The following is a 16,049-nucleotide window of genomic DNA, read 5'->3' on the forward strand; positions in this document are numbered from 1 at the left end:
ACGCCCCCGCAACCCCTCCAAAACTACTTTCGCTTTGGTCTTGCCGTCAAAGACCCGCTTCCGCATCGCTGAATCCTCCTTGTGAATTCAGCCACAATCTACTCCATTCATCCTACCCTGTCACTAATGGGGAGCAGTATACTGGTTCGGCGTATGACTATGGCTTTCCCCCTCCCCCTCCGCCACCACCGTGTAAAGTTGTTGCAAGCATGGACTTGCAAAAAGACAACGTTTTGAATCTTATAGATATAGTTTTGCTTTTAAACTGTGCTTTTCTCGCGGATGAAAAGAACTGTGACAACATCTTGAGCCCTGCAGAAGTGATTATGTTGCTTAAGAATATCTATTCTGGTGCTTCTATCCCCGTACCGTGCTAGTGTGTTAACATTTATGTAGTCGTGCAACCTTTTCGTTCTGAGGGAGGAAGGGTTACCCTTCCTCCCTTCTAATTCAAATTGCCGACCTCAGATTCCCCTACTTTTTTTCCCTCAAAATTTTATATCTTACCCCAAGAGGGCAAATGGACATATTCGGGAAAGCGTAGAAAGTAAAGGATATGGCGACGGCAAAGCAGACAATCGGGAAAACGGTGGCCGGGTGGCCGGCGGAAAAACTGGTTTTCATCTACCGGCTGATGTACCTTTCCCGCCGGCTGGATGACAAGGAAATCACCCTAAAAAAACAAAACAAAATTTTCTTCCAAATCTCCGGCGCCGGGCACGAGGCGGTTTTGGTGGCCGCCGGAATGGCTTTGCGCCCCGGCTACGACTGGTTTTACCCCTACTACCGCGACCGGGCGCTCGTTCTGGCCTTGGGAATGACCCCTGCGGAAGTTTTAATGGAAGCAACCGGCTCCGCGGCCGACCCGAACTCCGGTGGACGGCAGATGCCCTGCCACTGGGGGCATAAAAAGCTGAACATCGTCAACCAATCTTCCCCCACCGGAACCCAGTTTCTGCAGGCCGTCGGCTGTGCCAAGGCCACCCGCTACTACGCCGAGGTTTTGGGAGCGGAAGACCGCCCCTCCAATTTTCACCCGGACGAAATCACCTACGTTTCCGGTGGGGATGGCGCCACTTCCGAAGGGGAATTCTGGGAGGCGGTCAACTTCGCCTGCATCTACCGCCTGCCGGTTCTGTTTTTAATCGAAGACAACGACTACGCCATCTCTGTGCCGAAGGAATTCCAGACTGCCGGCGGCTCGATTTCCAAGCTGGTGGCCAACTTTCCTTCCCTTTTCATCAAGGAGGTGGACGGTTGCGACCCCTTGAAAAGCTACGAGGTGATTAAAGAAGCGGAGCGTTACATCCGGGAAGGGCGCGGCCCGGCCTTGGTGCATGCCCACGTCATCCGCCCCTATTCCCATTCCCTGTCCGACGTGCAGGCGGATTACCGCTCGCCGAAGGAAATTGCGGAGGAAAACGCCCGCGACCCGCTTTTGACCTTTGCCAATTTTTTGGTCAAGGAAAAAGTGCTGACCGAGACAGAATTGACCCGGCTGAAAGAAGAAGTGGATGCCGAGATTGACCAGGCGGCGGATGAAGCGCTGGCCTCCCCCCAGCCGGCGGGGGAAACGGCGGAACTGTACGTTTATTCCCCGGACGTTGACCCCACTTCCAAGGAATTCGAATCCGAACCGAAGTTCAAGGAGGGAACCCAGCCCTTGACCTTGGTCGCTGCCATCAACAACTGCTTGAAAGAGGAGATGGCGCGCAATAAAAAAGTTCTGATTTACGGCGAGGATGTGGCGGACTGCTCACGGGAGGAAAGTTTGTCCCAGGTTCCCGGCAAGGGGGGGGTTTTCAAGGTAACCATCGGGTTGCAAAAAGCGTTCGGCCCTAAGCGGGCCTTCAATTCCCCCTTGGCGGAAGCGACCATCGTCGGCACCGCCGTCGGAATGGCGACGCGCGGGCTGAAGCCGGTCGTCGAGATTCAATTTTTCGACTACATCTGGCCGGCGATGATGCAAATGGTGAACGAATGGGCCAAGATGCGCTGGCGCTCCAACAACGCCAATTCCGCCCCCGCCATAATCCGGGTTCCCTTTGGCGGCTACTTGCACGGCGGCTCGGTGTACCATTCCCAGTCCGGGGAGTCGATTTTTGCCCACATCCCCGGCATCCGCATCCTTTTTCCGTCAAACGCGCTCGATGCCAACGGGCTTTTGCGCACCGCCATCCGCTCCGACGACCCGGTTCTATTTTTGGAGCACAAGCATCTCTACCGCCAGCCGTACAACCGCACCCCCGACCCCGGGCCGGATTTCACCATTCCATTCGGAAAGGCGAAAATCACCAAGCCGGGGAAAAACGTCACTTTGATTACCTACGGCGCGCTGGTGTACCGTTCCGAGCAGGCCGCGGCGGAAGCGCTGGAGCGGGGGGTTGAAGTGGAGGTCATCGATTTGCGCACGATAATGCCTTACGATTGGGAAACGATTGCCGCCTCGGTGAAGAAAACCGGCAAGGTGGTGGTGGCCCATGAGGATGTTTTGACCTGCGGCTTTGGCGCCGAGATTGCCGCCCGGATTGCGCAGGAGCTTTTCGATTATCTGGACGCCCCCGTCACCCGCGTGGGCGCCTTGGACACCCCCGTCGGCTACGCCCCGTCTTTGGAAGAAGCGATTTTGCCCAGCCCCAAGAAGGTGCTGAAAGCGATTTTAGACGTGGCGGAGTATTAGAAGAGTTTTTTAAAAATTTTGAGAAATTATCAAAGGGATTAAATCGCTCCTATATTGATTAACTCGCTCATTGTCTGAATTGCCATAGCATGAGCTAACTTTGCCTCGTCAATATTAATAAAAGCGATGTTTTCATAGTCTGCATTTTTTCGTTTCCTCCAGAGTCGACCAAGATTCTTCCCGATTATCTGTTTAGGTCTATCAGAAGAGGAAAGATATTCTTCTCTAACAGATTTATGAGTATTGGCTCTGGGGATTGTCGTACCAGCGGTAACTAAGAAATTCCTTGCGATGCAAAAGACCCCATAGTATGAACGACTAATAGAAGTACGCAAATATGCTTCAGAATAGCTAGTAGTTCTTTGATATTTTATGAGCTCGTCTGCTAACTTTACGTATAATGCCCAGTCAAAAGCCATAATAAACCTGCATTACCTTGAGACAACTTCAATATCTACCTGCAGAATTCTTTTTATTTCATTGTCGATATTAAGCCACCATTCTTCATCAAATTTTTCAAGTAGTTCAAGTGCTTTTTCAGAAGGTAGGCTTGTTTTAATTACCACAAAAAGAGTTTCAAAATCTTCCTCAGGGTCTCTTTCAAAACTCAAGCAAAGCTCATCTGCGTTTCTGGAAAATATTCTATTAATTTCTTCACTCGCTTCTAGGAGGGGGAAAAGAATTTCAGAATGTTTTGAAAGAAACTGCTCTACCTCAACGTTTTTAATAGTAAAACGCCTCTTTAGCCTGTAGCTCGCAGTTAAAAAAGCGCTCCTTCTTTTTTCTTCGAGGATCTCTCTTTCAATTTTTGCCAGAAAAGGCATTGCAGAAGACGCAGTATAATTGGCAAGACTAACCTGTATTCCCCATTTTCTTGGCAAAGTACTCATGTAAAACCACAATTCATCTTTTGATGAGATATCAAACAGATGCCTTGAGCGGTCGCTTTCAAGAACAGTCATAGATAATGTCCGTTATTCAAACAGTTTTCGACAGGAATCGGTGAGAGATTGCTCAAATGCTTCTAAAATGTGGTTGTGGGCTTCTTCAACCCATTCCCAAACTTTATTCATTTCGATTTGTTCAGGCTTTACGAGAAAATAATCCCAATCCAATAGAATTGCTGTTTTGTCCCTCGAAGTGGTTTCTTGGTCGAGCATCATAACGCGCAACATATCCCTATCACTATTGAAAGGAAATTCCATTCGCATTAAAAAATGTACACAATTCGTGAGGCCGCTTTCTGGTGTTTCGGGATATATTCTGAAATATTCTTTCAAAGCAAATTCTTTGCTAGGTATTTCCACTCTATCTATGTAGCGCAATCCCACACGTTCCAGCGACTCTGGCTGGACAATTTCTTGGAATTCCTGATAAGCACTTTTTACAACAGGCGAAAAACCCTCCCATGAGGGATAAGGGGGTAAACGATGAACTGAAAGTTGATTCGGGGCCACTCTCACTAATTCATTTCCTTCTTTTGATTTGTATTCCATTCCAAGCATCCGCTGTCTTACCTGTTGTTGAATATCTTTTGCTTTCATTTCAATACCCATTTCAAACCCAAGCAATTCATCTTTTAGAGGATAAAGCTTTTCCACTTTATTGTAAAAACGTCCTGGTACAGTAAGGTCATTTGGATCTTTAACCTTAAAACGGAATTCGCACGATACCTCGACGATTGGAGGTTTTTTATATTTTCTGGATATTTTCATATCTTTCGCTATAGCAAAAATAGAATAAGCAATTTTACCCCCTGAAAGAATAGTGGAATGAATCCCATTTCCGCTCCCAATTGTAACCTTCATCAATGAAAAAATCAAGTCCCCACTTTTTGCAGAAACTTTGACCAAAATACCCCTTGCCGTTTGCCCGGCTTCCGATTTCTTTGAAGGGACTATGCAAGCCGTAATAATGGCCGGGGGGTTTGGCACCCGCCTGCGCCCGCTTACCGCCAACCGCCCCAAGCCGATGGTGCCGGTGGGCGGGGTGCCCCTGATGGAGCAGGTGGTCCGGCTTTTGAAAAAACACGGCTTTATCGAGGCGGTGGCCTTGGTTTTCTATCAAGCGGAGCAAATCAAGGAATATTTCAAGGACGGCAAACGCTTCGGGCTGAAAATGGCCTATCAAATGGCCGAGGCGGATTACGGCACGGCCGGAAGCGTCAAAAATGCCGCCAATTTGATAAAAGGGGACTTTCTGGTCATCTCCGCCGACGTTTTGACCGATATCGATTTGACCACGGCAGTGAAGTTTCACGAAAACAAAAAGGCATCCGCCACTATAGTTTTATCCCGGCAGGAAAACCCCCTTTCCTACGGCATCGTTTTGACTGACGAAACGGGGAAAATTACCCGTTTTCTGGAAAAACCTTCCTGGGGACAGGTTTTCTCCGACACAGTCAACACCGGCATTTACGTTTTGAATCACGAGGTATTGGATAAAATCCCGGACCAGCAGGAATTCGACTTCAGCCAAAACCTTTTTCCCAAAATGCTGGCTGATAAAGAGCCGCTTTTCGGCTATGTGGCCAAAGGGTACTGGAAGGACGTCGGCAATATAGACGAGTATTTCAAAGCCCACGCCGACATTCTGGCCGGGAAAGTTGAAATCGAGATGGCGGGAGATAAATCTAAAAATGGAAATCTCTGGATAGGGGAAGGCGTGAAACTGAATGAAACCGCCGAAACCGAGGGGACGGTTTGCATTGGCGTCAAAAGCAAAATCGGCCCTAAGGTGTTTTTGAAAAATTCCATTTTAAGCCCCGGCGTGGCTGTGGAGGATGAAGCCCGGATTGAGAACTCGATAATCTGGGAAAAAGCCGAAATCGGCAAAAAAGCCAAAATAACCGGCGCCATCGTGGGGGCGGAGGTAAGAGTCGGCGAAGAAGCCGAAGTGGAGCAGGGAGTTTTGATTTCCGACGAAGCCCAAATCGGCGCGGGGGCGCGGCTGGCCCCCGGCGTCAAAATCTGGCCGGGGAAAAAAGTGGAGGAAAAGGCGGTGGTCACCGCCAATCTGGTCTGGGGGGAAAAATGGAACCGGGAGCTTTTCACCGATTCCAAAGTGACCGGGCTGGCGAATCTGGAAATAACGCCGGAGTTCGTGGTCAAGCTGGGGGCCGCCTTCGGCTCTTTTCTCGGAAAAAACTCCACCGTCATCACCAGTCGGGATGCCTCCCCAGTTTCGCGGATGATCAACCGCGCCGGCATTTGCGGGCTGCTCTCCGCCGGGGCCAGCGTGGAGGACTTGCGCCAGATGCCTATTCCGGTCGTCCGCTTTCTGCTCAAAGCCGGCAAGGAGCGGGGCGGAATTTTCGTCCGCCATGCCGTGGCGGATCTGAAATCGACCGACATCGTCTTTTTCGACCAGGGGGGAATGGATTTGCCCATAGCCAAAATCAAAGCGGTGGAGCGGCTTTTCTTCCGTGAGGATTTTCCCCGCGCCGGCTGGAACGAGGTGGGGCATCTCGATTTTCCGGTGCGGGTCTTGGAGGCGTACCGGCAGGAGTTTTTGACCCGGCTTGACTTGGAGGCGATAAAAAAAGCCCGCTTCAAGGTGGTTATCGATTATTCCTACGGCTCCGGCTCGGAGGTTTTCCCCTCCCTTTTCGGCAGTTTGGGGATCGAGACCATTTCGCTCAATTCCTACCCGGATGTCACCAAATTTTCCCCCACGGAGGAGGCCAAAACCAAAGCGCTGGCGCAGCTTTCCTCCATCGTCCGCTCGGTGGAGGCGGATTTGGGGCTTTTGGTGGACCCCGGCGCGGAACGGATTGACGTGGTCGATTCCAAGGGGGCCCAAATCGACCCCGACCGGCTGCTTTTGATTGTGACCGAAATTTTTATGGCCGGCCAAAACAAAAGAAAAATCGCCGTCCCCGTGGTCGCCTCGATGGGGGTAGAGGAAATCGCCCAAAAGCACGGGGCAAGCGTGGAGCGCGTGGGAAACGACCATCTTTCGATGATGAAGGCCGCCCGGGAAGAGACCGTCGGGCTGGTCGGCGGCACGAAAGGGGGGTTCATTTTCCCCGAGTTTCAAGTCGGGGCGGACGCGATGTTTTCCGCCGCCAAAATATTGGAGCTTTTGGCCAAAAGCGGCAAGAGCTTGGCCGAGCTGGCCCAAAAAATCGACCATTATAACCTGCTTTCCGACCGCATCCCCTGTGCCTGGGGGAAAAAGGGGAAGGTGATGCGCAAGCTGATGAGCCATTCGGAATCCTCCGAACGGCAGCTCATCGATGGGGTGCGGATTTTGGGGGACGGTTTTTGGATTTTGGGCGCCCCCGACCGGCGGGAGGCGTATTTTAATCTCTTTGTCGAAGCAAAGGAGGAAAAGAAAGCAAAAAAGCTTTTGGACGAATATAAAAAATTGGTGGAGGATTGGCAGAAATGAATGCGTTGCCCTTTGTCATCGGCGCTTTGTGCGTGATGGCCATCGCCTATCGCTTTTATTCCGCTTTCATCGCCGCCAAAGTTTTGGCTTTGGACCCGAATCGCACTACCCCCGCGCATACCCTGAATGACGGGCATAACTATTACCCGACCAACAAATGGGTTCTCTTCGGCCACCACTTCGCCGCCATCTCCGGCGCCGGGCCTTTGATTGGCCCGGTCTTGGCGGCCCAGTTCGGCTTTCTCCCCGGTTTTTTGTGGCTTTTAATCGGCGTCGTTCTGGGGGGAGCCGTGCAGGACTTCGTCATTTTGGCGGCTTCGATAAGGCGCAACGGCCGCTCGCTTGCGGAAATTGCCCGGACGGAGATTTCTCCCGTCTCCGGATTGATAGCGGCGATTGCGATTCTCTTCATCGTCATCATCGCGCTCGCCGGCCTCGGTCTGGCGGTGGTGAACGCCCTGCGGGAAAGCTCCTGGGGGACTTTCACGATTGCGATGTCGATTCCCTTGGCCCTTTTCGTCGGTCTCTGGATTTACAAAATCCGCCCCGGCCGAATCGTGGAGGGAAGTTTAATTGGCGTGGCCGGGCTTTTTCTGGCGGTGTTTGTGGGACGCTGGATTCCGGAATCCTCCTTGGCCCCCTATTTCACCTTCGACAAAACCGAAATCACGTTTCTGATGGCCGCCTACGGCTTCATCGCCTCGGTCCTGCCGGTCTGGGTGCTCCTCTGCCCGCGCGATTATCTTTCAAGCTATCTAAAAATCGGCACCATCGCTTTTTTGGCTGTGGGCATAATCGTTGTCGCCCCAACTTTGCATATGCCCGCTTTTTCGGAGTTCGTCAAAGGGGGCGGGCCGATTATTCCCGGAAAATTGTATCCTTTTGTGTTCATCACCATCGCCTGCGGGGCGATTTCCGGCTTTCACTCTTTGGTCAGCTCCGGCACCACGCCGAAAATGATAAACCGTGAGACGGATGCCCGGATGATCGGCTACGGAGCGATGCTGATGGAGGGGTTCGTCGGCATCACCGCCCTGATTGCCGCCTCGGCCCTCTTTCCGGCCGATTATTTCGCCATCAACGTCCCGCCCGAAAAGTTCGAGGCGCTTGGAATGGCGACCGTCAATCTGCCGGAACTGTCCCGGGAGGTGGGGGAAAACGTGGCCGGGCGGCCGGGCGGGGCGGTCTCGCTGGCGGTCGGCATGGCGCAGATTTTCGCCTCCATTCCCGGAATGAAGGGGTTGATGTCCTATTGGTACCATTTCGCCATTATGTTCGAGGCGCTTTTTATCCTGACCACCATCGATACCGGCACGCGGGTGGCCCGCTTTATTATGCAGGAGCTTTTCGGCAAAATTTACAAGCCGTTTGCCAAAACCGACTGGTGGCCGGGAGCTATTTTGACGAGCTTTTTGGTGGTCTGCGGCTGGGCTTATTTTATTCTGAAAGGAACGATCTCCACCATCTGGCCGATGTTCGGCATCGCCAACCAGCTTCTGGCTTCCATCGCCCTCTGCGTCGGCACCACGGTGATTATCAACTCCGGCAAGCCCCGCTTCGCCTGGGTTACTCTTTTGCCTTTGAGTTTTGTGGCCACCACGACCACGTTTGCCGGCATCCGCTCGATTTTTGATAATTTTTTTCCCCTGGCCCAAAAGCCCGGCTTCGCCTTTCAGGGATATTTGAACGCCGGTTTGACAGCCATAATGATTGCCTCGGTAGTTATCATTTTTTTTGATTCGCTTCGCCGCTGGATTCGTCCGGTTAAGCCGGAAGCGGCCTACGCTCCGGCAACGGGAAAGTAGGGAGCTTCCTCGTTTGAATTGATTTTTGCAATCTGCGATTTGGCCCCAAGGCGGCAATTGGAATGGCCCGATACGGGTCTCTGTTTCAAGTATGGGATTTTTCCCTTACCCCCGTTTGTAACCCTTTAATACTTAGCTACTTCTGCCGATAAGAAGAACGGCGGGCAAGGTGCGCCCGAAGAGGGCGTTGCGCACAGGCAAGGCCTTCCAGCGGGCATCCGGTTCGCAGAAAAATATGCGCGCTAAAAAAATGGTCTTGAAATCTGGAGGGAATTTTGACACCGGAGGGAAAAGCTTGAGCGAAAGCTAAAGCGGGGGTATGCACGAACGGATTACCAAAACCTTGTTTGCCCGGGTCGATGCCATTTTTATCGCCAACCGGGCCATCACCATTTTGGGCATCGCTTTCTGGACCGCCTTTGCTTCCGATGCCGCTTTTGATTTGGAGCTGGCCCGCTGGCTGTTGGCCGGCTTCGGCGCGCATTTGACCCTTTTCTATCTTTTCTCCCGCTGGAAAAAAGTCCCCCGCAACCGGCTCTACCAGGCCACCCTCTTTTTGGACCTGGCCTTCATTACGGCGTTGGTGCATGCCACCGGCGGGCTGGCCTCCGATTTTTATCTGTTCTACTATCTCGCCATCTCCTTCGGCGCTTTTTACCACAACCTCCGGTTCGGGCTGGTTTTGGCCACCTTTGCCACCGCTTTCTACCTGGCTGCCAATCTCCAGACCCTGGAGCGCATTTTCTTCGGCGATTTGGGCATCCGGGTTTTTTTCTTCTGGTTTTTCGCCGTCGCCGTGGGGGTCATCTCCCGCTATCTGAAAAGTTCCGAAGAAAGGCTTTTGCGCGCGCTGGACACCCTGAACGAGCGGACCACCGAGCTGGAGCGCTCGCAGGTGCAGCTGGAAACGATGTACGAAACCAGCCGCGCCCTGGGGGAAATCCACAATATGGAGGAGGTTTTGGACGAGATTTTGAACATCACCCGGCGGGTGATGGGGTATCCGGCCTGCTCGGTCATGCTCTTGAACATCAAAGAGGACCGGCTGCTCTTAAAGGCCCGGCTGGATTCGGGGGAAAAGAAGACGTACAAGGACCCGCCGGTGGTTGAGTTGGAAGGAATCATCGGGCAGGTGGTAAAGACCGGCCGGGCCGAGCGGGTTTTCGACACGGAACTGGATCCCCGCTACGTTCCGGGGCTGCGCGGAGCCCGCTCGCAGATGATGGTGCCGATGACCTCGCGCGGGAACGTGATCGGGGTGCTTTCGGCCGAAAGCCGGCAGGTGGGTGCCTTTTTGGACAAGGATCAGAAGATTTTCTCCATTCTGGCCAACTCGGCGGCGATGGCCCTGGAAAACGCCGTCATGCACCAGCGGATGGAGGAGCTTTCCATCGTCGATCCGTTGACAGGCGTGTACAACTTCCGCTACTTCAACGCCAAGCTCATCGATGAACTAAAGCGCTCCCGCCGTTACCGCCAGCCGGTCTCTTTGATCATGATTGACATCGACTATTTCAAGAAGACCAACGACCGCTTCGGCCACCAGGCCGGCAACGTCGTTTTGCGGGAACTGGTGGGGGTCATTAATACCTGCATCCGGGACACGGATATCCTGGCCCGCTACGGCGGGGAGGAGTTCGCCGTGATATTGCCACAGACCGACAAGCGGGACGCCTTCATCATCGGCGAGCGGATCCGCGCCATGGTGGCGGAGACCTCCTTCGGCAACTACGGCGAGTTTTCGGAGATGCACATCACCGTCTCCGTCGGCATCACCACCTGGCCGGAAAACGGCTACGCCGAGCATGAAATCATCAAGGTGGCCGACCAAGCCCTCTACCGGGCCAAGGGGAGCGGCCGGAACCACGTCTGCGCGATTTAGCGGCTTTGCAAAAGCGGGTCGGCGGCCCAATGCCCGCGCCCCGGTTTTAGGGGAGAGGCCAAAAGCCGGTTCATAAAACCCTTGGCGGCGGATACGGAGGCGAAAAGCGGCCTGCCCCGTGCCAGGTTGGCGCAAATGGCGGCTGAAAAAATGCACCCGGAGCCATGCACCGCTTTGGCCTTGGCCCGGCGGGCTTTCAGCCAGAAGCTTTTTTTGCCGTCAAAGAAAAAATCGTTGGCGTCGCCGCCGCGATGCCCCCCTTTTATCACCACGGCGTGCGGGCCGAAGCCAAGAAGTTTTTGGGCCGCTTTGCGGTAATCTTCTTCGCTCTTGATTTTCATCCCGGAAAGCGTTTCCGCCTCCGGCAGATTGGGGGTGATTAAAGCGGCCAAGGGAAAAAGTTTTTTCACCATCACCTCCGCCCCTTCGACGGTCAAAAGCCGCGCGCCGGATTTGGAAACCAGCACCGGGTCGACGACCAGATTGCGAATCCGCTCCGATTTCAACTTGCGGGCCACCACGGAAACGATGTCGGCATCCGCCAGCATCCCGGTTTTGACCGCCGCCACTTTGAAATCGTCAAAAATCGCCTCCAGCTGGCTTTCCACCTCCTCCGGATACATCGGGCAGGAATCCAGAACCTCGCGGGTGTTCTGGGCGGTGACAGCGGTGACAACCGAGGTGCCGAAAACCTTGAAGGACGCGAAGGTTTTCAAATCGGCCTGAAGGCCGGCCCCGCCGCCGGAATCGGAGCCGGCGATGGTTAAAGCGATGGGGAATTTTTTCACTTCAAAAACTCAAGCATCCTATTTAGAGCCAGCAAAGCGTCTTTTTTAACATCCTCTTCGACGATGATTTCGTTCACTTTTCCCAAATTATCGAGGGTGAAGGCCAAATCGGCCAAAGTCGTGCGGAACATATTGACGCAGATGGGGCAGGTCTGGCCGGAGAGGTCCAGAATTTTTTTGTCGGGGTGCTCGTCCGCCAGCCGGGAGACCAGATTTAGTTCCGTGCCGATGGCAATCACAGAGCCGGGAGGTTGTTCTTTGACGTATTTGACGATGAAAGTGGTGGAGCCGGCAACATCCGCTTTTTGCACCACTTCCGGAATGCATTCCGGATGGACGACGATTTTGATGCCGGGATAACGCATCCGCATCTCTTCCACGTGCTCCGGACGGAAGTTGGTATGCACGTGGCAGTATCCCTTCCAGAGAATCAAGCGGGCATTTTTTATGGCTTCGGGAGAATTCCCTCCCAATTCCTTTTTGAAATCCCAAATGATTATTTCAGAGGGATCGTAGCCGAGCATCCGCGCCCCGTTCAGCCCCAGATTTTCATCCGGGAAAAAGAAAATCCTCGGCCGTTGAGCAGTCGCCCAGTTGAAAGCCTTGGTGACGTTGGAGGAGGTGCAGATGATGCCGCCGTTTTTGCCGCAGAAGGCCTTCAAGACGGCGGCGGAATTCATATAGGAGACCGGCGTGATTTCGGAAGCCGGGATGAGGCGGGAAATTTCATCCCAAGCGAAGAAGACGTCGTCGATTTGGGCCATATCCGCCATCGGGCAGCCGGCGTAGGGATTGGGCAAATAGACATGCTGTTCCGGCCGGGCCAGAATATCCGCCGATTCCGCCATAAAATGCACCCCGCAGAAAACGATATGTTCCGCTTCCACCTCCGCAGCCGCTTTTTGGGACAATCCGAACGAGTCGCCTAAATGGTCGCCGAAGGGGACAATTTCCTTCCTTTGGTAGTGGTGCATCAAAATCACCAGCTTTTTTCCCCATTCCTTCTTCTTGGCGGCGATTTTTTGCTTGAGCACTTCCGGCGGGAGGGCCTTGTATTCCTGGGGCACCACCGTCTTGGCGGCAAAGGTCGTCATACATTAATAATGTCAGGAATGCTCTATGGGAAGTCAAGGGGCGAAGAAAGGCGGAGATTTGAGATTGGAGATTGGCAAAAACGGGAGGAAAAAAGTTGTGAATTTGGAAATTTTGAGCGGAGGTGTAGCGGGATTTTTTTGAACGCCGCAAAATCGGGGGGATTTTGCAGGCGGAAATGCAACCTCTCCCTAACCCTCTTCTAAAGGGAGAGGGGACAAGACATTTGTTTTTAAGGAGAGGGAGGGGCAGGCCATTGGCCTGCCCTCTCGCCTTTCCTTTTTTTGTTTCTTTTGTTTCGTGCGACGGGTTTTAAAACAGCCGTGAAAGTGGAGTCGGGACATGTTTTATATGATAGGTCCTCTCCATCGGCCTGCCTGTTTATTTTGTTCTGCCTTAGGCGCGGCAAGCGCCGCCCAGGCGCGTCTGGTCTAGGTCCGCTTTCCCTTTCAAGGAGAAGCGGCGGTTTAGCTAAAAAAAGCGGCTGTCCTTTCCCCCAGGCAATGGGGGAAATCAACCCCGCAAGGGTGGGGAATCCGTGTTCTTTGCCATACCGGCTCCCTTGTCCTTTTGGGGTTCGGCCCGGACACGCCAGTTGCGCCGAGCCGACCCGATGCACGAAATACAGAGATTGGAGAATCGAGAATCGAGATTTGACCCCGAACCCAACCCCTGTTAAAGAGGGTTTGCGGCTTGGGGGTTGGCCCGAACCACGTCCCTCTACTAAAGGCCCGCCCTGCGATATTCACTCCGAATTAGTTGTGATTTTGGAGGAGGGAGAGGACAGACACATTGGTCTGCCCCTACAAAGACCCGCTGTGAAATTCTCACCCGAAGTTGGGGTGAATTTGCAACCTCACCCCCTGGCCCCCTCTCCGATGCGGAGAGGGGGTAAAAGGCACAATATATTGTGCCCCTACGAAAGACGAAAAAACAAAGACAGGCAGGCACGGGGACCTGCCCTACAAAACCACCCCCTGGGACTTCGTCTCCGCCCCCCTTAAATACAGGGGGACAGAATAAAACAGTGATTAGAGATTGGGGATTAGTGATTCGTCCGGCCCGCTCCATCCAGATTCCTCGCTTCGCTCAGAATGACAATGGAGATTTGAAGATCTTCTCTACCATTTGATTCTTACGCCGAAGCTGTTTTCACCCCCCAGTTCCGGGTGGCTGGTGTAGCCGTAGTCAAACGAAAAGAGTTTGTAGTTCGCGCCGAAGCCGAAACTGTAGCGGGCCGGGGCGGTGCGAAAACCGGCCCGGAGGGCCAAAGTTTCCGCCGGGCGGTATTCCTGGCCGAGATTCAACCCCTCTTTTCCATCTTTTTGAGTGACGCCTCCGGCGAAGAGGGTGACTTTTTCGGTGGCCTGCGCCGAGGCGCCGATGACGAACAAGGCCGGGGGGAGGATGGAATTGGGCCGGCCGGGAGCCAAGGGAATATTCTGGACGACGGCTCCAACGCGAAGGCGTCGCACTTCCGCAAGCAGACTCAAATCCAAGGCCGCCGTTTTGTCGGAGGAATAGTTTCCGCCGTAGGAAACCAAAAGCCCCTTGACCGAGCCGCCCAAGATGAAGCGGGAAAGGGGCAAAGCGGCGGAGAGCCAGAGGCCGTTTTCGAGATAGTAATCGCTTTTTCCGAAGGAGTAAAAGCCGAGGCCAACGTGTAGATTTCGCATCCGAAAGGCGGCTGCGGCTTGATTGGAGGAAAGCTCGTCCAATCCAAAAAGCCGCTGGTGGCAGAAGCCGACTTCACGGTTCGAAAGCAAACTCAACAGGGAGGGGTTATAGAAAACGGCCTCCGGTTCGGGGTTGAAGTAACTTCCCCCCAGCGCGCTGGAGGCCGGGCTCAAACCGGAGCGTTCGAAAGCGGCCTGCGCCGTTGAAAAAAGGGAAAGAAAGGCGACCAGCCGGCTACTTTTTCTTAACCAGGACAAGGGTCCCTTTTTTGGCCAGGCGGGCGGAGCCGGAGGATTCCATAAACAAAACGTAAATGCCGGAACGCAGAGTTTTTCCGTTGTTCCCTTTTCCATCCCAGCGCAGTTGCCCCGATACGGCGGGGGAATTGTCCAGAAGCGTTTTCACCTCCCGGCCGTTCACGTCATAAATTTTGGCGGAGAGATTGGCCTGGAACGGGAGGGTGAAATTTATCGCCACTTCGTCGTCAAAGCCGTCGCCATCGGGAGAAAAGGGATTGGGAGCGATATCGACCTGCAGATTTTCAGAATAGACGGCGGCGATGGAGTTCGGCCCTCCCGGCGTGGCGCCAATGGCTGCCACCGAGCGCCACCAGTTGGCGGAGTTGTCCGAGGGGACGGCCGGGTCTTTTTTCTCGTAGGAAACGTTGCCGCCGTAACCCTTTTTGTAACCCGTGGAATCTTCCATCTGTCCGAAGGGGCCGATTAACTTTATCGTATCGCCGTCGTTGTTCAAAGCCGGCCAGCTTGAGGGTTCAAAAATTGGAACGAGAATGTTCGGATAAAATGCTCGAAAATTTTGTTTGTCTTCAACCACTACAACAAAGCTTTTTGGCGGAATAGTTATCGAGTCGGGATTGATTGCGACTTGGCTTTTGGCATCCCCCAATTTCCAGCCGAAGAGTTCCACGGCGGTGTCGGCGGCGTTGAAAATTTCAATCCATTCCGATTCAAGGGGGGGTTCGGGGTCGGGGAGAAATTCGTTTATGAGCAAGGTTGGGGCAATTGTACCGATTCGCAAATTGACCGCCGTGAAATTGTTTTCGTTGCGCCCGTCCGGCGGGAGGGATATGATTACACGCTGATAGCCGGCAGGAAGGGTCAAATCAATGGAAAAGCCGGCGCTCTCCTGGACGGCAAGGGGGGCAACAAGGGTGGAGTCCAGCAGTTGCGCGATCGTAAAGCCGGTGTCGCCGGGGAGGCCGAGGGAAAAGAAGAGATAGCGGGCGGAGGTCGAATCGAGGCCGACGTTTTTGACGGTGCCGGATAGGCGGGGAGCGGAGCCGGTCAAGTTTTGGACAGTCAGTTCTTCGACAGCCAAGTCGTTGGCCACCGGGACAACCGAGTTGGCTTTTCCGGGGGTGGAGCCGGAAGGGGCGCCGCAAGTATCGATATTGGGGACGGCCGCCGGATTCGAGGGAGAAATGCGCTCCCAGGATTGGCCGTCGCCGGCATCCGCCGACCAGATGAAGGCGTCGACCGGCACATTTTGATACAACAAAACAACCCGGTCGGAGGTGTTGGTCAAAGAGAATTTCCCCTTCAGCAGCGGGTAATTTTCGGACGGATGGTCGCCCCAAGTGCCGGAGTTGTTGCCCCACTGTTTTTCGAAGGAGTTTTCCGTCTCCGTTTCGAACAGCGGCTTGCGGGAAATGACGGCAAAACCGGACGGCGGCAGAATCACTGCGCCAGAATCGAGGCGGGAGGTGTCGGTGC

The 16,049-nt window shown here is 53.7% G+C and carries 11 protein-coding genes; 4 read left to right on the forward strand and 7 right to left on the reverse strand.

From position 1 onward, the window contains the following. Positions 1-556: 556 nt before the first annotated feature. The gene (locus VNL73_06710; GenBank protein HXF49099.1) at positions 557-2,680 is read left to right on the forward strand and encodes a dehydrogenase E1 component subunit alpha/beta; all 2,124 of its coding nucleotides are present in this window, start codon (positions 557-559) and stop codon (positions 2,678-2,680) included. Between the two features lie 38 nt (positions 2,681-2,718). On the opposite strand, the gene VNL73_06715 is transcribed toward VNL73_06710, so the two are convergent. From VNL73_06715 to VNL73_06725, 3 genes are read right to left on the reverse strand one after another with little or no spacing between them, the layout of a single operon-like run. After that, entirely contained in the window at positions 2,719-3,099 is a 381-nt protein-coding gene (locus VNL73_06715) for a hypothetical protein (GenBank protein HXF49100.1), read from the reverse strand. Positions 3,100-3,111: 12 nt separating this feature from the next. Continuing rightward, a complete protein-coding gene (locus VNL73_06720; GenBank protein HXF49101.1) occupies positions 3,112-3,642 on the reverse strand; it encodes a hypothetical protein in 531 nt (176 codons plus the stop codon). A gap of 12 nt (positions 3,643-3,654) precedes the next feature. Further along, on the reverse strand, positions 3,655-4,614 hold the full coding sequence (locus VNL73_06725; GenBank protein HXF49102.1) for a TIGR04255 family protein: 960 nt from the start codon (positions 4,612-4,614) through the stop codon (positions 3,655-3,657). Between VNL73_06725 and VNL73_06730 the strand changes: the two genes are divergently transcribed. From VNL73_06730 to VNL73_06740, 3 genes are all read left to right on the forward strand, one after another. Further along, positions 4,580-7,072, forward strand: coding sequence for a sugar phosphate nucleotidyltransferase (locus VNL73_06730; GenBank protein ID HXF49103.1), 2,493 nt, complete (start codon positions 4,580-4,582; stop codon positions 7,070-7,072). The genes VNL73_06725 and VNL73_06730 overlap by 35 nt on opposite strands. Continuing rightward, positions 7,069-8,877 (forward strand): carbon starvation CstA family protein, encoded by a 1,809-nt coding sequence (locus VNL73_06735; GenBank protein HXF49104.1) that lies wholly within the window; start codon positions 7,069-7,071, stop codon positions 8,875-8,877. Before VNL73_06730 ends, VNL73_06735 begins: the two co-directional genes overlap by 4 nt. A 319-nt stretch (positions 8,878-9,196) precedes the next feature. Next, the gene (locus VNL73_06740) at positions 9,197-10,759 is read left to right on the forward strand and encodes a diguanylate cyclase (protein ID HXF49105.1); all 1,563 of its coding nucleotides are present in this window, start codon (positions 9,197-9,199) and stop codon (positions 10,757-10,759) included. Here VNL73_06740 and thiD read toward each other — a convergent pair. From thiD to VNL73_06760, 4 genes are all read right to left on the reverse strand, one after another. Continuing rightward, entirely contained in the window at positions 10,756-11,547 is a 792-nt protein-coding gene (thiD, locus tag VNL73_06745; protein HXF49106.1) for a bifunctional hydroxymethylpyrimidine kinase/phosphomethylpyrimidine kinase, read from the reverse strand. The two genes, VNL73_06740 and thiD, sit on opposite strands and share 4 nt — an antisense overlap. After that, entirely contained in the window at positions 11,544-12,641 is a 1,098-nt protein-coding gene (gene nadA, locus VNL73_06750; protein ID HXF49107.1) for a quinolinate synthase NadA, read from the reverse strand. The genes thiD and nadA overlap by 4 nt, the downstream gene beginning before the upstream one ends. Before the next feature lie 1,119 nt (positions 12,642-13,760). Further along, complete coding sequence (locus VNL73_06755; protein ID HXF49108.1) at positions 13,761-14,573, reverse strand: hypothetical protein; 813 nt, start codon at positions 14,571-14,573, stop codon at positions 13,761-13,763. Further along, the coding region (locus tag VNL73_06760) for a lamin tail domain-containing protein (GenBank protein ID HXF49109.1) at positions 14,551-16,049 on the reverse strand (1,499 nt) is incomplete at its 5' end. The genes VNL73_06760 and VNL73_06755, both read right to left, overlap by 23 nt.

It is taken from the genome of Verrucomicrobiia bacterium, assembly GCA_035574275.1.
Taxonomy (GTDB): domain Bacteria; phylum Zixibacteria; class MSB-5A5; order DSPP01; family DSPP01; genus DSPP01.

What these genes read in the sequence shown, in the direction of transcription:
- VNL73_06710 (HXF49099.1), top strand. Translation starts at nt 557, where the DNA reads ATGGCGACGGCAAAGCAGACAATCGGGAAAACGGTGGCCGGGTGGCCG.
- VNL73_06715 (HXF49100.1), bottom strand. Translation starts at nt 3,099, where the DNA reads ATGGCTTTTGACTGGGCATTATACGTAAAGTTAGCAGACGAGCTCATA.
- VNL73_06730 (HXF49103.1), top strand. Translation starts at nt 4,580, where the DNA reads ATGCAAGCCGTAATAATGGCCGGGGGGTTTGGCACCCGCCTGCGCCCG.
- nadA (HXF49107.1), bottom strand. Translation starts at nt 12,641, where the DNA reads ATGACGACCTTTGCCGCCAAGACGGTGGTGCCCCAGGAATACAAGGCC.
- VNL73_06740 (HXF49105.1), top strand. Translation starts at nt 9,197, where the DNA reads ATGCACGAACGGATTACCAAAACCTTGTTTGCCCGGGTCGATGCCATT.
- VNL73_06735 (HXF49104.1), top strand. Translation starts at nt 7,069, where the DNA reads ATGAATGCGTTGCCCTTTGTCATCGGCGCTTTGTGCGTGATGGCCATC.
- VNL73_06720 (HXF49101.1), bottom strand. Translation starts at nt 3,642, where the DNA reads ATGACTGTTCTTGAAAGCGACCGCTCAAGGCATCTGTTTGATATCTCA.